The sequence below is a fragment of the Heyndrickxia vini genome (assembly GCF_016772275.1).
GTDB classification, from domain to species: domain Bacteria; phylum Bacillota; class Bacilli; order Bacillales; family Bacillaceae_C; genus Heyndrickxia; species Heyndrickxia vini.
The window spans coordinates 3,297,534-3,316,794 of the sequence record NZ_CP065425.1; the positions used below are offsets into that span (position 1 = coordinate 3,297,534).

Below are 19,261 nucleotides of genomic sequence, written 5' to 3' on the forward strand. Positions count from 1 at the left end.
CACTGTTTATTTACAAAACAGCCTTTATTTAAGAAAAAATTAAGAATGACAACTCATAATGTAATTATTCCAAAAGATGAATCTAAAACAAACCTATTCTATGGAAAATTAAATAAGGAAAATCGAAAGGAGAAAATAGAGTGAAAAAGTGGATCATCACAATCATTATTGCAGTTATTGTTATTGGAGGTGCAAGCTGGTATTTCCTCCAAAATAAAAAGAATCAACAACCGGTTATGGCAGCTACCTCGACAGCAACTGTTCAAAAAGGAAAACTAGATGTAAAAGTGAGTGGCTCAGGCTCCATCTCTTCATCAAGTAGCCAAGATGTTAAAGCAACAGAAATGGATGAAATTGACGAAGTTCTCGTTTCAAAAAATGATACCGTAACTAAAGGAGACGAGCTCATCACCTTTACAGATGGAAGTGATCCGATAGTTGCACCGATTACTGGTACCATTACATCACTTGATGTAGCAAGTGGGGATAAAACATCAGATGGACAAGTTATTGCACATATTACAAATTATAAAAAACTTGAAACAACGATAAAAATTGATGAATTAGATATTTCTGATATTAAAGTTGGTCAAAGCGCGGAAATTACTGCGAGTGCCTTTCCTGATGAAACATTTAAAGGAAAAGTAACGAATGTTGCCAAAGAAGGAGAAGCAACAAATGGTGTGTCGACTTTTGATGTCACAGTAAATATTAACGAACCAAAAAAACTAAAGGTTGGCATGTCAACAGAGGCCAATATTTTAACAGCAAGTAAAGGAAATGCTCTTTACATACCTGTTGAAGCTGTTCACTCAAATGGTGATAAAAAATATGTCGTGATTCCACAAACCGATAACCAGGATCAGGAACATTCCTCTTCCTCACGAGTGGAAATTAAAACAGGAATCCACAATGACACATATATAGAAGTAACAAATGGTCTCAGCAAAGGACAGCAAGTGGAACTACCTGCTATCGTGAAAAGTTCCTCCACAACGAACGAAAAAATGCGTGGCATGGGTGAAGGCGGCATGATGAATGGGAATTTCCCTGGGATGAATCAAAATGGTGGTACTGGACCTATGAACCGTAATAATGGAAACGGAGGCGGAAGACCATAATGACCAACACATTGATTTCCATCGAGAACATGGTGAAATCCTATACGATTGGTGGAGAGACGGTAACTGCTCTCCATCGGGTTTCCCTCCAAATTGAAACAGGAGAATTTTTAGCCATCATCGGTCCATCTGGATCCGGCAAATCAACATTAATGAATATGATCGGTTGTCTCGATAAACCCGATTCTGGAAACTACCTTTTAGAAGGCAATAAGGTAAACAACATGAATGATAATCAATTAGCGAAAATCCGCAATAAAAAAATTGGGTTCATCTTTCAAAATTTTAATCTACTGCCCAAGCTTTCCGCTATTCAAAATGTTGAGTTACCCCTTTTATACTCAGGAATGAATCAATCTGAAAGAAGAAAAATTGCAGAAAGCTGTTTAGAAAAAGTAGGTTTATTAGAAAGGGCAAACCATTTACCAACCCAGCTCTCAGGTGGACAACAGCAACGGGTAGCGATTGCCCGTGCTCTTGTGTGCAACCCTCCTATTCTTTTAGCTGACGAACCTACGGGTGCTTTGGATAGTAAGACGAGTAAAGAAATCATGGGAGTGATCAAACAATTAAATGAACAAGGACGCACAATCATTGTCATTACCCATGACCTATCGATTGCTAATCAAGCAAAGCGAGTTGTCCAAATTAATGATGGCAAACTAACCGAAAAGGGAGGAAAAGAACGTGAAGTTTCTTCCGTCTATTAAATTAGCACTAAAAAATATCCAGACAAGTAAATTGCGTTCCTTCCTAACCATGCTAGGAATCATTATCGGTGTTGCTTCCGTTATCACCCTTGTTTCCATCGGACAATCCTCAACACAATCCGTAACCAATGAGATTAATAATCTCGGAACAAATTTATTAACTGTCAATGTATTGGATACGGATAATGGAGAATTAAAAGACACAGATGTTGAGGCGTTCAAAAAATTAAATGGCGTGAAAGATGCCGCTCCCCTTGTCTCAGGGAGAGTAATGGCGAAAAACGGACAAACGACCACACAGGTAAGTGTAACTGGGACTACTTCCTCCTACTTAACAATTAAAGATTTATCTTTAACAAACGGAAGATTTTTAGCAGATATTGATAACGAATACCGCCAAAAGGTCGCTGTACTCGGGTCAGAAACGGCCCAAACATTATTTGGCGTGGATAATCCAATTGATAAAACGGTCCAACTGAATGGAACTTCGTATAAAATTATTGGTGTGTTAGCATCGAAAGGAACGTCCATTGGACAAAGTGGTGATAACATTATTATTACACCACTTAGTACTGCTGAACGACTTTTACAAACTCTCACCATTCAATCCGTTGTTGTCCAGGCAAAAAGTGAAGAGCAATTAAATTTTGTTGAGTTTGCATTAGAACGATCACTTAATTCAATTTTCCATAATAATACTGATAGCTTTAGCGTCACAAATCAACAAGATTTAATGGAAACAATGAGCTCCGTTTCAAAAACGATGACGATGCTGCTTGCTGGTATTGCCAGTATCTCATTATTAGTTGGTGGAATTGGGATCATGAATATTATGTTCGTATCGGTCTCCGAACGAACAAAGGAAATCGGTATTCGCAAAGCGATTGGAGCGAAACGAAAGGACATTTTAACTCAGTTTCTCATCGAATCTATTGTGCTAAGCGGTTTAGGTGGATTAATCGGAGTAGGTTTAGGGTTCTCCACTGTAAAAATATATTCAATGATTACTAGCTCTACACCAAGTTACTCATTATCCATTGCAGCGATTCCATTTCTATTTTCACTTGTTGTAGGCATCGTTTTCGGAGTATTCCCGGCTAACAAAGCGTCGAAGCTACATCCGATTCATGCGCTACGATATGAATAAAGCAATAAAGGGTCTGCTACTTACACGATTAAGGGTAGACCCTTCCTCTATTTTCAAAATGGACATTCCCTTGATATGATAGAAGCGAAGGAGAGATACGTGTGAGACTATTAATTGTTGAAGACAATGTCGATTTACTCGACTCAATGAAACAAATATTACAAAATGATTTTGAAATAGAAACGGCTACAGATGGTGAAGAAGGTTTGTTTTTAGCAATGCAAAATATCTATGATGTCATTTTGCTTGATGTGATGCTTCCAGAAATAGATGGATTTGAACTATTAAAGCGACTTCGTAATGAACGAATCATGACGCCGATCCTTTTTGTCACGGCAAAAGATGCATTAGAAGATCGAGTAACAGGGTTAGAAATGGGCGGCGATGATTATTTAGTCAAGCCATTTCAAGCACCCGAACTTATTGCCCGGATTCGTGCATTACTTAGACGAAGCGGAAATTTAACAATTGATCATACAATCCGCTATCGAGGAATCGAGCTTTTTGGCAAGGAACAAGAAATAAAAATCGATGAACACCCCGTGAAATTGACAATTACACAATATGAATTACTTGAGTATCTTATCCAAAATAGCGGAAAAATTGTAACGAAGGAGCAAATTTACGACCGAATTTGGGGATTTGATTCCGATACAACGGTCGCTATTGTGGAAGTATATATACATCATTTACGGAAAAAGCTTGAAAGTTTCGGGTACCATAAAGATATTCAAAATGTTCGTGGCATCGGGTATATATTAAAAAATCCAATGGAGTAACCTATGTTCAGAAAAACTCGTATTCAATTAACAATCGTAAACTCAATCGTTTTTATTATTTTAATTACCGGATTAGGCTTCATTATTTATAACTTTGTTAGCTCTTATATTTATAAAGATGTCGATCATTCATTACAAAATGCAATGAATGATTTGGAAAAAGGGAAATTACCACGTGTTACCGGTCCCCGATTAGGTATGGGTGGACCGCAATCCGTTACACTTCTTATTTGGGACAAACAGCAAAATTTAATCAACGGTAATGATCTATTAAATCCAGAATTTATTGAGGAACACAAGGCAACATTTATACAAAAGCAAGCAAATAAATTAGAAGATCTTGAAGTAAAAGGATCCTATTACCGCGCCATTTCTGTAAAGGTTCAGTTAAAAGATCAGCAAGTGTTCCTTGAATTTATTCGAAGTACAGAAATTGAGCATCATGTCATGGAACGATTATTAACGATCATGATTGTTGGCTGTCTTATTGGGAGCTTATTAGCTATTATTGCTGGCTTTTATCTTGCTGAAAGGGCGTTGCTTCCAATAAAAAACGCTTGGAATAAGCAACAGCAATTTGTTTCGGATGCATCCCATGAACTGCGAACACCACTTGCAGTCATTCAAGCCAAAAGTGAGATTTTATTACGAGAACCAGATGCGAAGATTGAAGAAAAAGCAGCGGATATTTCGATTGTTTTAAAAGAATGCCGTCGCTTAACGAAACTCGTAGCAAATTTATTGACACTTGCCCGTTCGGATTCCAATGAAATCGAAATGGAGAAAAAGGAATTCTTTTTAGATGAACTTTTACATGACATCGTCGAGCATTATTCCGAAGTAGCTTTATTTCAAGGAAAACAACTTACCCTCGACTCCTCCCCACCAATTTCTTTTTTCGGTGATAAGGATCGCATCCATCAGCTAATCGTCATTTTATTAGATAATGCGATGAAATATACAAATGAAAACGGGGTTATTAAATTATCCTCTTATGAAACAAAGAACATGATTGGAATTGTTGTGGAGGATAATGGAATCGGTATGAAGGAAGAAGATGTGTCGAAGGTTTTTGACCGTTTCTACCAAGTTGATAAAGCGCGTTCCAAATCAACTAGTTTAGGTTTAGGGCTTTCCATTGCCAAATGGATCGTTGATAAGCATGCGGGCAAAATAAAAGTCGAAAGTAATTTAGGTGAAGGCAGCCGCTTCGAGATTCAATTTTCCAAACGAGAAACGCTTAAAATACAAAAAGGAAAAACCTACTAGATTGGTTTTTCCTTTTTAATTTATCGTTCAACCGAAGGCACAGTCTTCTGTTTTCTTTTTTTATTCGCTCTTGCAATGATGATTGCCAAAACGATACCTGTAATAGACAAAATAAGCATACCTATTGCTGCAATGAGACCAACTATTCCATTGTGCAGGCTTCGAATATTCATACTTAATGAATTTATGCTTCGATTCTCTCCAAATTCACCATTTCCTTGCCTAAATGGTTTATTAGGAACTGTGGTCGATCCATTTTGTGCAGCAGTATTTCCTTCTGTGGTTGATTCTTGTTGCTCATTCATCATCCCTTGTTGTGGTGGAAATTGCCGCTCTCCTCTACCTTGCTCTTGGAAATACAAATAAATTCCAGTAACTGATTCTATTAATAGAAAGATTGACACAATAATTCCTACCCAAAAATGAAGTCTTCTCACCTTTTTCATCCCAAATCTCCTCTCCAAAATGAACTATTGTTTTTATTGGACAAGTTGATTATGCGGGATTTCGCTTAAATTTCGCTTAAAATTTACGACTATAATCTTACGTAAAACTAAGACTCTAGTCCGTTAAAAAACGACTATATTTCTATAAAATTAAGTACGATAATGAAAGGGGGATTGGAATGACGAAAGATACACCAACAAATACAAATCAAATTGGAAGAATGATTTTCCTCATACTCTCAATACTATTTATTATGTGTTTGCTCACCCAAGTATTTTTTGCGGGTCTAGCTATTTTTATCAATCCATCGAATTGGGCAAACCATACAAACTTTATCCATTTCTTTGAATGGCTTCCGCTATTAATGCTGATTACTAGTTTTGTAGGGAAATTGCCTGTCGGAATGCGTTGGCAAAGTGCCGGACTATTCGTTTTAATTTTTCTTATGTATTTCACCGCACACAGTAATACAATCGTACCAATCAAATATTCAGCTGCTGCACATCCTGTCATAGCAATGGTGCTGTTTATCCTTTCAGTAAATGTTACACAACGAGCGGCTCAAATGCTCAGACACAAATAACAATTAGTTTATCTTTAGGGCATTACCTTCATTAGATGATGCTCTATTTTTCATATTCTTCATCAAATGACCATTAAATTCTTGTAGATTGGAAGCGGAAAGTAAGATAAAATGGAAACGATTATATGTTTTATGTGAATAGAGAAATTAATAGTTTAATGATAGGAGAATAAACTTATGTCTTTTTCGGAAATTAACATTGATGTTTTTCGATCAATAAATAATGTGGGAAAAGAAATACCTGCCACCCAACCGGTTGCGGTTTTTGTGGCTGAATACATGCTGTATTTTTTAATTTTAGCACTTCTCGTTCATTGGTTTACTAGAAGACCAAAGAATCGAATGATGGTGATTCAAGCAGTGGTTGCTACTGCAATTGCAGAGGTTCTTGGCAAAATAGCCGGTAAACTGTACTCCCACCATCAACCTTTTGCTGAATTACCACATGTGAATAAATTAGTCGAACATGCCATTGATAATTCATTCCCGAGTGATCACTCAATTATCTTCTTTTCCATTTGTTTCTCCTTTTTTCTTGTTCGGAAAAAGGAATGGTGGCTATGGATTGTTCTTGCCATTCTTGTCGCCATTTCGCGTGTGATGGTCGGAGTTCACTATCCAGTTGACGTTGCTACTGGAGCACTTTTGGGTATTATTTCGGCACTTATCGTTTATTGGATTGTTCCAAAACTAGCTTTCATTAAGCAATTGCTTCGCATGTATGAAAAAGTAGAAAATCGAGTTCTTCCGTCGAAAAACAAAACGGAGAACTACTGATTATATTTATAAAGAAAAAAGATGACGAAACGTTTCGCCATCTTTTTCTTTATTTATTCAGAATCCCATGCTTTTGCAAATATTGCTTCGCAACCTGTTCAGCTGATTGTCCATCGACATTTACTAAATAATTCATTTCCTGCATCTCATCCTCGGTGATCTTCCCTGCTAGCTTATTTAATATTTCTCTCAACTCCGGATATTTTTTTAATGTTTCCTTTCTTAATAATGGAGCTCCTTGATAGGGTGGAAAAAGATGTTTATCGTCCTGTAAAATTTTCATATTATATTGCTTTAATTCGCTGTCTGTCGAATAAGCATCTAATAATTGAATATCCCCTTGTTTCAGCGCATTATAGCGCAATTTAGGCTCCATCGTTTGCATATGTGGGAATTCAATTCCATACTTCTTGATGATTCCTTTGTAGCCATCTTCCCGATCAGAGAATTCTAAGGTGAAGCCAACTTTTACACGATTTTGTACCTTTGTTAAGTCTGAGATCGTTTGTAAGTTATTGTTTTTTGCATAATCAGTTGGAACTGCAAGTGCATATGTATTACCATACTTCATTGGCTTTAACATGATCATCTTATATTTCGCAAGCATTCCATTTTCAGCTTGCTCATACACATCAGCTGCATCCGTACTTACAGCCTCTTCTTTTAAAAAAGTAGAAATGGCTGTTCCCGTAAATTCGGGATAAATATCGATATCACCTGATTTTAATGCATTAAAAACCATTGATGTTTTCCCTAAACCGGGTTTTAATTCCACCGTTAAATCTGTGTCTTCTTCAATCAATAATTTATACATATTAATTAATATCTCGGGTTCCGCGGCAAGTTTTCCGGCAATAACAAGCTTTTCCCCTTTATTTCCGCCTATTTGCGGGATAACGATGATAAGCAGTACAGCTACAATAGCAATGCCGCCAATTTGCATCGTTCGCTTGAAAGGATAGCGTTCAATCATACGTAGGACGACATCAAAAATAATCGCTAATAACGCAGCGGGAACGGCACCTAAAATAATGAGATAATGATCATTGCGATCGATACCAAGAAGGATAATATCTCCTAATCCGCCCGCGCCAATCAATGCTGCAAGGGTAGCCGTTCCGACGATTAGAACCGTTGCTGTTCGAATTCCTGCCATTATAACAGGAAAAGCTAGTGGCAGCTCCACCTTAACTAATCGTTTTCGATTATTCATTCCCATTGCATGTGCCGCCTCAATTAATGAGGCATCCACTTCCTTAATGCCTGTATACGTATTTCGTAATATCGGTAATAACGCATATACAACAAGGGCAATAATCGCTGGTACTGTCCCGATGCCAACTAACGGAATTAATAATCCCAATAATGCCAAGGAAGGGATGGTTTGAAAGATGGCCGCAATGCCCATGACCGCTTCCGCAATTTTTCTGTGCTTTGTAATGTAGATGCCTACGGGTATTCCAATCAATATCGCAATTAGGAGTGCAATAAACGAAATTTGCAGATGTTCTAAAAAGGCTTGGAATAGTTGTCCTTTTCGCTGTTCAAATACTTGGATTAACCGATCCATTCGTTATGCCCTCCCTTCTTCTTGGCTGGCTAAATATTGGATAACAGTATGGCTAGTTACAGTGCCGATTATTTTGTTATCGTGTTCAACAGCGATTTCACCATCACTGGCTAAGATGGATAGTAGAGCAGAAAGTTTTTCCCCTGTCGAAATAGTTTTCAACGAATAAGACGGAGTTGGATTGGGGATAATCCACTGAAGCAAACTCTCAACGAGCTCCTCTTCCCATTCACGTTTATCATTTTGTGTTTTTAAAAAACGTCGCACAAATTCATTTGCTGGATGATTGATAATTTGTTCAGGTGTATCAATTTGAACAACCTGACCTTCCTTCATGATGCATATTCTATCCCCCAGTTTAAATGCTTCATGGATGTCATGTGTAACGAAAATGATTGTTTTATGTATTTGTTTTTTCATCGATAATAAATCATCTTGTAGTTGTTGCCGACTTAACGGGTCTAATGCACTGAAGGGTTCGTCCATTAAAATAATATCCGGATCGGCTGCCAGCGCCCGAATGACACCGACCCGTTGCTGTTGCCCACCTGAAAGTTCATCCGGTTTACGTTCTCGGAATTTCTCTGGCTCTAAGCCGACCATCGTTAATAACTCATTAATCCGTTTGTTAATATCGGATTTTTTCCATTTCTTTAGCTCTGGAACCGTTGCAATATTTTCTGCAATCGTCATATGTGGAAAGAGGGCAATTTGTTGGAGAACATAACCAATATTCCATCGGAGGGAATGGATGTCATAGTCACCTACATTTTTATCTTGGATATAAATGTTTCCTTGTGACAACTCAATTAAACGATTAATCATTTTCAATGTCGTCGTTTTTCCACAGCCACTTGGACCGATTAGGACAAAAAACTCCCCCTTATTGATCGAGAAATGCAAATTGTCGACAGCTTTTGTTCCATCAGGGTACTCCTTTGATACGTGTTCAAATCGAATCATTTTTTATCTCCTTTAATTTGATCTTCTTGGGTTCTATGTTGATTGGAGTGTAAATCAATAGGTAGTAAAAAGGCTGTTTACCTAGTTTTGTAAACAGCCTTTTTTATTCTTTCTAGCACGATGCTACGTTTGCCTTAACAAAATATTCCTTAAACATGCCGTCTTTTATTTCTAAACAATTTAATTGATGTCCATATACACAGGCACCATCAATACCTATTTTTTTATTACCATAATATACATCAGCCTTTTCATGCAAGTAAATTGCTGGTGTATGACCATGAATAATCGTCCGGGAAAAGGAATGATTTACTTGAAGAAACGGATCCCGTATCCATATCAATTCGTGATTACTCGTTTTTTTCCAATCATCATGTTCCGGATTGATTCCTGCATGAACAAAAATGAACTCATTTGTTTCATAAAAATATGGGAGGTTTTCGATGAACGAAACAATTTCTTTATGTGTTTCTTCGATTTTTTGCGCCCATTCTTGATATGTTGAGTCCTCTTCTGCAGGATGATTACAGCTCTCATCCAAGAAGGATTGTATGGTTTCTAATGCTCCATTTCGAAAATATCTTTCCTTTTCACCAATCGGATCTGCTAACCAATTACAAAACATTTGATCATGATTACCTTTTATTGCTACGGCCCCATGCTTCTCTACTAATTCTTTCACGAAATAAATGACTTCTTTGCTGTTTTTTCCTCTATCCATGTAATCGCCTAAAAGTATCAATTGATCTACACTAGAATCGTATTTTGCTAGTGATAATAATTCCTTAAACTCATGAAAACAACCATGGATGTCACTAATGACAAGAATTCTATTTTTATTCATACGATACCCCTTTTCTTCTCTAAATAGTACAACTTTTCACATTTATTTTCTATTATCTTGTTTTTGTAAAGCTCTTTTTGCAAACTTTGTTGCTATTAGTCAGTATGAAAGTGATTTCCGCTCCAATCAGCCCTTCATAACGGAATTGTAAGTCGAAAAAATTGCAAAAAAAATTCAATAGATTGTTGCATCTAACAAATATGAAAACGCAGAGTGGATTGGAGCGGAAGGAGCTTGACTCCTGCGGGATATAGAGGAAAGGTCGAGACCCCGCAAGCGCGGAGCGCTGAGGAGGCTCGACTTCCTCCCCGCGGAAAGCAAGTGCCTGGAGCGGAAAGGAACGGTCAACGTCATTGATGTAATAATCGCTCCAACAATTAAAAAGTTCATATTCAGTTCATAAAGATTTTATATACTGCAAATACTCAACAAGGAAAGGAAAGATATGATGGAAAACATTTTAAAAAATGAAAACCAACTTGTAACAAATAAAAGCAATAGAATTCTCGTTATGGTTGGGTTAATTATCGGGTTAATTTTTTCGGAATTAGATGAAACCGTAGTGAATACGGCGATGCCTACGATTATTCGTGATCTTGGCGGATTATCTATGTATGGATGGGTTGCCGGGGTTTATATGCTGGCATTATCAGCATTTATGCCGATTTTAGGAAAGCTGGCGGATTTAGTCGGACGAAAAAAGATTTATTTAGCTTCGATGGCTTTTTTTATCGGAGGATCGATTGTTTGCGGACTATCCCAATCGATGACCATGTTATTGATTGGACGTGGCATTCAAGGATTAGGGGCTGGTGGATTGATGCCACTTGCGATGACCATCTCAAGTGATCTTTTTCCAGTTGAACAACGGGCGAAGGTTCAAGGGTTTATGGGACCAATTATGTTCATTCCAATGTTATTAGGTCCGTTAATGGGTGGATTTTTCGTCGATCAAGTAAGCTGGCATTGGATTTTCTTTGTGAATATTCCAGTCGGAGTACTTGCAGCGGTTCTTTTAGCAAGTGGATTAAAGGAAGGAAACGAAAAGAAAAAAGTAATTATTGATTGGGCAGGTGCAATCTTGTTAGTATCTGCAATTATTTCGTTATTGATCACTCCTGTACTAATTGAAAATGAAGGATATACATGGGGCTCACCATTCATAATTGGTTTGCTTTGCCTAGGTGTATTGCTGCTTGGTATTTTTATTTGGGTGGAAACAAAGGTGAAGGAACCAATTGTGCCGCTTCACTTATTTAAAAATCGAAATATTTTAGTGTTATCAGTGATTGTATTTGCAGTAGGAATTGGGCTTATGGGATCTTTCTCTTCCTTCCCATATTTCGCACAAAATGTGTTAGGACTCTCACCGACGGAAGCTGGATATTTAACCCTGCCGATGATGGTAGGAGCAATTATCTCAGCGATGATTTCAGGATTTTTAATTACAAAGGTTCGTTATCGTGAATTATTCGGAATTGCCTTTATTATGCCGATTATTGGGTTCTATTTATTTTCACATATGTCGATTCACACGACGATTATCCAAATTATTATTTTCTTTGTCATTACAGGGCTTGGCTTAGGGGTCATGTTTGGCGGAGATAATTTAATCGTTCAAGAATCCGTTGAAAAAGAGCATAAAGGGATTGCTTTGGCGACTGTACCATTATTTCAATCAATCGGTGCAACAATCGGAGTAAGTATATTTGGGACAATGCTATCGTCAACCCTTACATCAAAAGTAGGCGAGTTAGGATCAAAACTGCCTAAAAGCATGGCTGAAAATATGAGTGGATTGGTTGCGGGTGGTATTCCGAAAGGGCTCTCTCCTGAACTCTACACAAAAATAAAAACACTTTTTGTTGAATCATTCCAACATATTTATATGTATTCATTCATAATTGCTAACATCGCATTTGTCTTATGCTGGTTTTTGAAAAAAGAAGTTCTTTCATCAAAATCAGAAGAAGAGGTGTAAGTGTCTTAAAGGGCACTTACACCCTTTTCTATTTCCGCATATATATTCTTTAATTCTGATAAACTTTGTAAATTTGATAGAAGGACGATAAAATCCTTTCCGTCTTTTGAAATGCTATTAATTCCCGACCATCCAGGGATATGTCCATGTATGGAATAGTTTTTTTGATGAATATACCAACCATATCCATACCTATTTTTCGTAGGTGTAAATAGTTTTCTTACGCTGCTTCGGTCAATGAGCTTTCCAGTTATTAACGCATGATCAAATTTATATAGATCGTACGCAGTGGAATAGCTATCGCCACTGCCAAATAGTTGAGAAAAATCTAATCTAGTTGGGGAATAGATGAAATTAAATCTCTTCTGATAACCGATGGAAAGGGACGAGTCTTTTTTGGCAGCATCCCCAAATCCGGATTGTTCCATCCCTAAAGGTTTAAAAATGAACTTCGTGATGTACTCATGAAGTGACATTCCAGATGCCTTTTCAATAATGAGCCCAAGAAGTGAATAGTTCGAATCCGTATATTCCCATGTTTCACCAGGTTTTGAATGAATAGTTAAGGCATGGCGGGAAATATCTTTCATTAATTCATGCTTCGTAAGTTTCCCCCCTTTTTCATTCCGGCGAGAAATTCCAGATGTTTGCGAAAGCAAATGCTTAATTTTTATTTCAGTCGCATGCGGGAATTTAGGGAAGTATTTTGCTAAACGATCCTCCCTAGTTAGTTTTCCCTGTTCTTCTAACTGCATAATTGCCGTGGAAACAAACGCTTTTGTCAGTGAAGCAATATAATACTGTGTATTTGGTTCATTAATAATTTTTTTGGCACGATGACTTAAACCGTAACTTTTGTGTAACACCATTTTACCATCTTTCACAATCAAAGCTGTTCCACTAAAATGAGAGCTTTTTAAATAAAGATCAATGGGATAAAAGGTAGCAGGTGTAGAAAGCACCTTCCCGTTAGAATGATGAATCCCACTATCCATTAGGCTATTTGTATGACATAGTAATCCAATCATTAGAAAAACCATAAAGGAAACAGAAAAATTTATTAATCTTTTCTTCTTTCTTTTATCGTGTTTTCTTCGCGATGTTTGCATTTTTATCTCCTTTTGGTGAGCAGTAACGATATTTTAACCAATTTATAGGAGATAATACTGAGAGTATTTCTAGATAAAAGAGATAAATTTATATTCCCTTCAGAAAAAAAGAAGGATTAGTATCATGAAACTGGATAAATAAGATATAATTTATAAAGTCATTATCTTTAACTTATGTAGGAGGAATTATGTCTAAAAAGAAAATTGTTTTTACAGGTGGGGGAACAGCAGGTCACGTGACACCTAACATTGCCATCATTAAGGAAATGGACCGTTCTAAATGGGATATTCATTATATAGGATCAAAAAAGGGAATTGAAAAAGAGTTAATCACTCAAATAAACATACCTTATTACGGAATTTCTAGCGGAAAGCTAAGAAGATATATTGATTTCGAGAATGTAAAAGATATTTTTAGAGTACTTAAAGGTTGCATGCAAGCAAGAAGAATTTTAAAGAAACTGAAACCTACGATTATTTTTTCAAAAGGCGGCTTCGTATCTGTGCCCGTCATAATGGCGGCAAAGTCATTAAAGATCCCGATCTTTATTCATGAAAGTGATATGACGCCCGGTTTGGCTAATAAAATTTCGCAACGTTTTGCGACGAAGATCTTCACCTCGTTTGCGGAAACGAAAAAATACTTTCCTGAACAAAAAACAATGGTTATTGGTTCTCCGATTCGAAAGGAAATTTTAAATGGCTCCTGGGAAAAAGGAAGATCCTTTCTCAATTTCAATACGTATCAACCAATTTTAACGATTATGGGCGGCAGCTTAGGTTCGAAAAAAGTGAATGAAGCTGTCAGGTCGTCGTTAAAACAGCTCACTGGAAAGTATCAAATCGTACATCTATGCGGAAAGGGGAATATCGATGATAAGCTTTTGAATATTCCCGGGTATAAACAATTTGAATATATCAATGAGGAATTACCAGACATCTTAGCAGCGACCGATATTGTTATCACAAGAGGCGGATCGAATGCGATTTTTGAATTTTTAGCTTTAAAAATCCCGATGGTTATCATCCCATTAACGAAACAGCAAAGCCGAGGCGATCAAATTTTGAATGCTAAAGCATTCGAAGATAAAGGATATTCATTGACAATAGAGGAAGAAAATTTAACGAACGATTCATTAATAAGCGGCTTGGATTTTGTCATGAGCAAAAAGGAAAATTACCAAACCGCCATGTCCTCATCAGAACAAGGAAATGCTCTCCAAGTACTAGTGGACGAAATAAATAAATATCTTTAAATCAAAATAAGGTGTCAGGCACCGTCTGTGGACATTTGTCCACAAGAGGTGCCTGACACCTTATTGGTTATTGTTTCCAGTGGTTTTCCATTGCTCGGTCCATATATACCCAGCCTTTCCACGCGATGTGGATGGTGTCTTTGAGGAAATATGGATCATATTCATGTACTGAGTAGTCAGCAATTGGAAATCCTGCGGCTTCTACTTGCTTTTTAATCTTTTTGTAAAAAGAAGTTCTTCCTTCCTTAGGGAAACCAGTGTAGTCGTACCATTTACCATTAACAGGAAGTGTCACAAAAAGCGGCTTTGCACCTTTTTCTTTTAAAAGATCCAATACCATTTGAAAATCTTTATATTCTACGGATTCAGCAAATGATGTATCTTTTTTATAATTTTTAAGCTCATTTATTTTTGGTGCAATCTTCTTTTTATAATATTTATCCGATATATGAAATGGATTATTCTTTGATTGTTTGCGGCCATATTTTTCAGCTGAGCGCATCAATTTATCCCATGACTTATTTTTAACAAGTTGAGGGTTTTGATGTCTTTTCCTTTGATGACCTCCATACAACGAATAATACAAATCCTTTTTCTGTAATAGCCGCCAATTCAAATAGGCAATTGGCTTAGCACAGTCAGCTTTGAATCGTAATGATTTACTATTACTTATCTCCGCTTTATATAATGTCGATAAGATTTGATCCCGATTCACCGTATTAAATTTCAACAATCGAGCCATCGCCATTCTTTTCAGTTTTGAATCAATACTATGATTGAAAACTAAATCATAAGCTTGTAGTCTCGAGTAATTAGGAGAAAAATGAGCATCATCTATTCCTTCTTCGTGAAACCATTGCGGTGAAATGATAAATACCAGCTTTTTCCCTTTTAATTGATCCGCCTGGGAGGCAAAATTCATGAAATGAATCAGCGATTGCATTCCGCCCCTCCCGTATAAAAATGGGGTAAATCCTTTTTGATTAGCTGCAAAATAATTTGATGGATGAAATGGATCAAATCGAGCCAATTCCGACGAACCGTAAATAGGGAAAGAATTCTTTTCTTCGAGGATTTTCTTTTGCACGTAATCCCCTTGAAACATTAAAGGATTTAGTTCCGTTGCAGCACTCTGTACTTTTTTATCCGAAATAAATGATTTAAGCCAATTATTTGGAAAAAAGACAAAAACTAAAAATAGTACTACTGCAATAATGATCGGAACAAATGCATATTTTTTCATTCCATTTCAGCCAATTTCTCAGCAATATTATTCGGAGTATTCCACTCCTCACGTGTAAATTCTGTAATTGGAACAGTAATTCCAAGTCGACTTTCGATTTCAACTAGTAAATTAATCGTTCCAAAAGAATCCAATAGTCCCTCTTCAAAAAGATCAATATCTGGATTTTCCTTAACAATATCCTCTTGGCAAACCTCTACTAAAATATTAAATAATTCTTGTTTATCCATTGTTCATTCTCCTTTAGCGAAATAACTGTCCTGAAAAAATATAAAACCCGAAACATATAAAATGGAATGTAATAATTACTGATACAACATGTGTAACGTTATTTTTTGGCCAAAATTTTGTTTTCCGATTCCAACGATCAAAAAAGTCAAAACTGACCATTAAAAACGCGTGATACAATCCGTATATAATATATTGAGGTGCAATCCCATGCCATAGCCCCATGATGAGGAATAATAATAGATACCCTAAATTAGAAACAGTATAACGGTTTTTAATCCACTTCTTCTTGGTCATCCATAAAACAAAGCGCATGTACACATAATCTCTAAACCAAAATGATAACGTTATGTGCCAACGATTCCAAAAATCTTTTATGTTTCGACTGATGAAAGGGAGATTAAAGTTTTCAGGTGTCTTAATTCCCATCAAATAACTTACACCTATTGCAAACGCACTGTACCCTGCAAAGTCAAAGAACAGATACATACTATACGAATACATGTACAAAAGGTTTCCTAAAAATGGGTGCGTTTCAACAAATGGTCCTGCAGTTAAATAAACGATTACATTATGATGAATTAAGTAAGCAATAATAAATTTATATAAAAAGCCTCTGAAGATTTTATTAATACCTAAATAAAGTAGTTCACGATACTGTTCTTTCGAAGGAACATTTTTTCGATCCTTTTCAAAACGTCGATAGCGGTCAATTGGACCGGATGATATTGTTGGAAAGAATAGTAAAAAGTATAAAAAGTCAAGTATTGGCAGATCACTTTTAATTAGTCCGTCTCTTATTTCAATAATCATTTGAACAGCTTTAAAGGTTAAATAAGAGATACCTAGAAAGCCAAATATGTGAGATAACCCCAAAAGCGGGAAAACCTTTACTAGTACTAATGGCAAAATAGAAGCGAAAAAGGCAAGACAAAAAATGAAAGTATTATTTTTTTGTTTGCGGTAAATCGCATATCCCTTAACAAGGATCACTTGCCAAATTGTAAACAGTACAAGTGAGACTGCACCCAATGTACTATTTGAAAAAATGACAGCTAACAATATGATCGTTATTACCAAATTATAAGCTTTTGATACTTTCCCATTTAATCCCAATATAATTGTTGGTAGTAATAGAATGGCTACAATAAAGAAAAAGAGGAAAGATTCATAAGGAATCATGTCATTACCTCAGAAGACAATTTCTTACGGTCAATTTTGCCATTAGCCGTCATCGGTAACTGATCGCAATAAATGAATTTCCTCGGAATCATATAAGTTGGCAATAATTGAGCAAGTTCCTTTTTAATCGCGCTCGTTAATTGATACTCTTTTACAAATGAATGCTCGCTTGGCACGACATAAGCTGACAAGTAATCAATTTTATCCTCTCGATAAATCGGACTCACTACACAACTTTTAATATATTGCGATTTTACAAGATTACATTCTATTTCCTCTAATTCCATTCGATATCCATGTACTTTCACCTGAAAATCTAAACGTCCCTGGTAATATAGCATGCCATTTTTTATAAGTCCTACATCACCCGTACGATAAGCTCTCATGCCATTTTTTATAAAAAATACTCGATCCGTAATTTCTTTTTCACCAAGATAACCTTTACTTACAGATGGACCGACAATGATCATTTCTCCTTTTTCACCTTCAGGAAGTTGATTGCCTTCCTCATCGACTATAAGGATTTGTGAATCACTTTTACACTTACCAATCGGCAAAACAGAATGTGAATCCACGATTTCATTTGTGACTTCCACCATCGAAATCGCCACCGTCGCTTCCGTAGGCCCGTAAAGATTAAAGACTTTTGCCTGTGGAAAACGTATTTTTAACTGACGTGCAGTTTCTGTTGTTAATACTTCCCCACAAAATAGGAACACTTTCAATTTCGGAAGCATTTCTTGATTGAAAGTTGATTCCATTAAACACATTTGTGCAAATGATGGTGTAGATGTCCAAACCTCAATATTAGAATACTTCAATTCATCAAATAGAACTTTCGGATTTGCAATCATTTCTTTCGTTACTGCAAACAAGGTCCCACCAGTACTAAGAGCGGGATAAAGATCCATAACTGACAAATCAAACGAAAATGGTGCTTGATTCATAAAAACTCCACTATTTTCGATTGAAAAGTCTGAAACCATCCAGTCGACATAGCTTTGTAAATTATTCGCAGTTATTTGAACACCCTTTGGATTTCCCGTGCTGCCGGATGTATAAATAATATAAAAGCTGTCTTCTTCCTTCACCCACTTACCTTCTATAGAGGGCATCATTTGTTGCATCAAAATCTCATCCAACTGCGTGTTTTTTATATATTTTATCGGATACTCTAAAAGAGTTTCTTCCGCAAAATCTTCAGTTGCGATAAAAAATTCAGCTTTTGAGCTTTCAATTATTTTTTTTATTCTTTCAGTAGGTATCGATTGATCAACAGGAATATACGGATGGCCTGCCTTTACACTTCCTAAGAAAGAAACAATCATTTCAGGTGCCATATGTCCAAACACAATAATCGGCGATTTACTTTGATTCGAATACTCCTCTATATACCTTGCCAAATTGCTAGATTGCTCCCATAAATCGCGATAAGTAATTGACACTTCACGATTGATAAAAGCAGTGCGCTCTGGGTATTCAATTGAAACCTGTTGTATTGATTTTAGTAATTCCATATATCCCCCATCCATTCATTAATACTAAAACTCGGCATATATAAATGGTCCGGCACTCATATCATGAAAACCATATATTAAAACGAGCAATATTAAAATGAGCAAATAGTAAAGAGTACGTACACTTTGATTGACAATAAATCGATCAAAAAACTTTTTTATTTTTTCCAAAAAAAGCAACCCTTCCCATTTATCTTCTTCTTTGTGATAATAATTAAATTTATCACACTTCTTAAACATTTTTGTAAAAATTTTGTAGAACCAATTCATTATATAACATTAATAAGACTTAATAAACAGGAAAAAAGTTTCAATATAAATAGAAAAAAATAAACTAATTTAGAAAAGAGTAAAAGCCTTGCTTAGCCCTGACTAGCAAATGTTTTCTGGCAAAAAAGGCCGCTCATTGACTTTTATGCCGAAGAATATTTGTCCTCAAGAGCTGCAAGACAAAGCGGAACATGAATCCTATAAAATTTATGCTTTCTCATCTTATTAAAAAAGGTGTCAGACACTCGCTATGGACAAATGTCCA

The 19,261-nt window shown here is 36.3% G+C and carries 19 protein-coding genes; 9 read left to right on the top strand and 10 right to left on the bottom strand.

Annotated elements, in window-relative coordinates:
* Positions 1–140 precede the first annotated feature (140 nt).
* The 5 genes from I5776_RS16515 (at position 141) to I5776_RS16535 (ending at position 5,026) form a co-directional block, all read left to right on the top strand.
* Positions 141–1,121, top strand: coding sequence for an efflux RND transporter periplasmic adaptor subunit (locus tag I5776_RS16515; RefSeq protein WP_202777435.1), 981 nt, complete (start codon positions 141–143; stop codon positions 1,119–1,121).
* Positions 1,121–1,831 (top strand): ABC transporter ATP-binding protein, encoded by a 711-nt coding sequence (locus I5776_RS16520; RefSeq protein WP_281397254.1) that lies wholly within the window; start codon positions 1,121–1,123, stop codon positions 1,829–1,831. Before I5776_RS16515 ends, I5776_RS16520 begins: the two co-directional genes overlap by 1 nt.
* Complete coding sequence (locus tag I5776_RS16525) at positions 1,809–2,978, top strand: ABC transporter permease (protein WP_246483821.1); 1,170 nt, start codon at positions 1,809–1,811, stop codon at positions 2,976–2,978. The genes I5776_RS16520 and I5776_RS16525 overlap by 23 nt, the downstream gene beginning before the upstream one ends.
* A gap of 101 nt (positions 2,979–3,079) precedes the next feature.
* Positions 3,080–3,757: a response regulator transcription factor gene (locus I5776_RS16530; RefSeq protein WP_202777436.1), complete on the top strand. Its 678-nt coding sequence runs from the start codon at positions 3,080–3,082 to the stop codon at positions 3,755–3,757.
* Positions 3,758–3,760: 3 nt separating this feature from the next.
* Complete coding sequence (locus tag I5776_RS16535; RefSeq protein WP_202777437.1) at positions 3,761–5,026, top strand: sensor histidine kinase; 1,266 nt, start codon at positions 3,761–3,763, stop codon at positions 5,024–5,026.
* A gap of 20 nt (positions 5,027–5,046) precedes the next feature.
* Here I5776_RS16535 and I5776_RS16540 read toward each other — a convergent pair whose 3' ends face one another.
* Positions 5,047–5,472: a PepSY-associated TM helix domain-containing protein gene (locus tag I5776_RS16540; protein ID WP_202777438.1), complete on the bottom strand. Its 426-nt coding sequence runs from the start codon at positions 5,470–5,472 to the stop codon at positions 5,047–5,049.
* Positions 5,473–5,651: 179 nt separating this feature from the next.
* On the opposite strand from I5776_RS16540, the gene I5776_RS16545 reads away from it, so the two are divergent.
* Together I5776_RS16545 and I5776_RS16550 are read left to right on the top strand one after the other, a co-directional pair.
* The gene (locus I5776_RS16545) at positions 5,652–6,056 is read left to right on the top strand and encodes a DUF6220 domain-containing protein (RefSeq protein ID WP_202777439.1); all 405 of its coding nucleotides are present in this window, start codon (positions 5,652–5,654) and stop codon (positions 6,054–6,056) included.
* A 177-nt stretch (positions 6,057–6,233) separates the two neighbouring features.
* Complete coding sequence (locus I5776_RS16550) at positions 6,234–6,833, top strand: undecaprenyl-diphosphatase (protein WP_202777440.1); 600 nt, start codon at positions 6,234–6,236, stop codon at positions 6,831–6,833.
* Positions 6,834–6,882: 49 nt separating this feature from the next.
* Here the strand turns inward: I5776_RS16550 and I5776_RS16555 are convergent, their stop codons facing one another.
* From I5776_RS16555 to I5776_RS16565, 3 genes are all read right to left on the bottom strand, one after another.
* Positions 6,883–8,403, bottom strand: a complete 1,521-nt coding sequence (locus tag I5776_RS16555; RefSeq protein WP_202777441.1) for an ABC transporter permease/substrate-binding protein — start codon at positions 8,401–8,403, stop codon at positions 6,883–6,885.
* Between the two features lie 3 nt (positions 8,404–8,406).
* On the bottom strand, positions 8,407–9,366 hold the full coding sequence (locus tag I5776_RS16560) for an ABC transporter ATP-binding protein (protein WP_202777442.1): 960 nt from the start codon (positions 9,364–9,366) through the stop codon (positions 8,407–8,409).
* 112 nt (positions 9,367–9,478) lie between these two features.
* Positions 9,479–10,210, bottom strand: a complete 732-nt coding sequence (locus tag I5776_RS16565; protein ID WP_202777443.1) for a metallophosphoesterase family protein — start codon at positions 10,208–10,210, stop codon at positions 9,479–9,481.
* A 448-nt stretch (positions 10,211–10,658) separates the two neighbouring features.
* Between I5776_RS16565 and I5776_RS16570 the strand changes: the two genes are divergently transcribed.
* Complete coding sequence (locus I5776_RS16570) at positions 10,659–12,191, top strand: MDR family MFS transporter (RefSeq protein WP_202777444.1); 1,533 nt, start codon at positions 10,659–10,661, stop codon at positions 12,189–12,191.
* A gap of 5 nt (positions 12,192–12,196) precedes the next feature.
* On the opposite strand, the gene I5776_RS16575 is transcribed toward I5776_RS16570, so the two are convergent.
* Positions 12,197–13,300 (bottom strand): serine hydrolase domain-containing protein, encoded by a 1,104-nt coding sequence (locus I5776_RS16575; RefSeq protein WP_202777445.1) that lies wholly within the window; start codon positions 13,298–13,300, stop codon positions 12,197–12,199.
* A gap of 188 nt (positions 13,301–13,488) precedes the next feature.
* On the opposite strand from I5776_RS16575, the gene I5776_RS16580 reads away from it, so the two are divergent.
* A complete protein-coding gene (locus I5776_RS16580; protein WP_202777446.1) occupies positions 13,489–14,556 on the top strand; it encodes an undecaprenyldiphospho-muramoylpentapeptide beta-N-acetylglucosaminyltransferase in 1,068 nt (355 codons plus the stop codon).
* A 67-nt stretch (positions 14,557–14,623) separates the two neighbouring features.
* Here I5776_RS16580 and dltD read toward each other — a convergent pair whose 3' ends face one another.
* The 5 genes from dltD to dltX are packed head-to-tail and all read right to left on the bottom strand — an operon-like array spanning position 14,624 to position 18,996.
* The gene (dltD, locus tag I5776_RS16585) at positions 14,624–15,799 is read right to left on the bottom strand and encodes a D-alanyl-lipoteichoic acid biosynthesis protein DltD (RefSeq protein WP_202777447.1); all 1,176 of its coding nucleotides are present in this window, start codon (positions 15,797–15,799) and stop codon (positions 14,624–14,626) included.
* Positions 15,796–16,029 (bottom strand): D-alanine--poly(phosphoribitol) ligase subunit 2, encoded by a 234-nt coding sequence (gene dltC, locus I5776_RS16590; RefSeq protein ID WP_202777448.1) that lies wholly within the window; start codon positions 16,027–16,029, stop codon positions 15,796–15,798. The genes dltD and dltC overlap by 4 nt, the downstream gene beginning before the upstream one ends.
* Positions 16,030–16,042: 13 nt before the next feature.
* Positions 16,043–17,209: a D-alanyl-lipoteichoic acid biosynthesis protein DltB gene (gene dltB, locus I5776_RS16595; protein ID WP_202777449.1), complete on the bottom strand. Its 1,167-nt coding sequence runs from the start codon at positions 17,207–17,209 to the stop codon at positions 16,043–16,045.
* Positions 17,206–18,726: a D-alanine--poly(phosphoribitol) ligase subunit DltA gene (dltA, locus tag I5776_RS16600; RefSeq protein WP_202777450.1), complete on the bottom strand. Its 1,521-nt coding sequence runs from the start codon at positions 18,724–18,726 to the stop codon at positions 17,206–17,208. The genes dltB and dltA overlap by 4 nt, the downstream gene beginning before the upstream one ends.
* Before the next feature lie 24 nt (positions 18,727–18,750).
* Positions 18,751–18,996: a teichoic acid D-Ala incorporation-associated protein DltX gene (dltX, locus tag I5776_RS21735; protein ID WP_343066398.1), complete on the bottom strand. Its 246-nt coding sequence runs from the start codon at positions 18,994–18,996 to the stop codon at positions 18,751–18,753.
* Between the last annotated feature and the right edge of the window lie 265 nt (positions 18,997–19,261).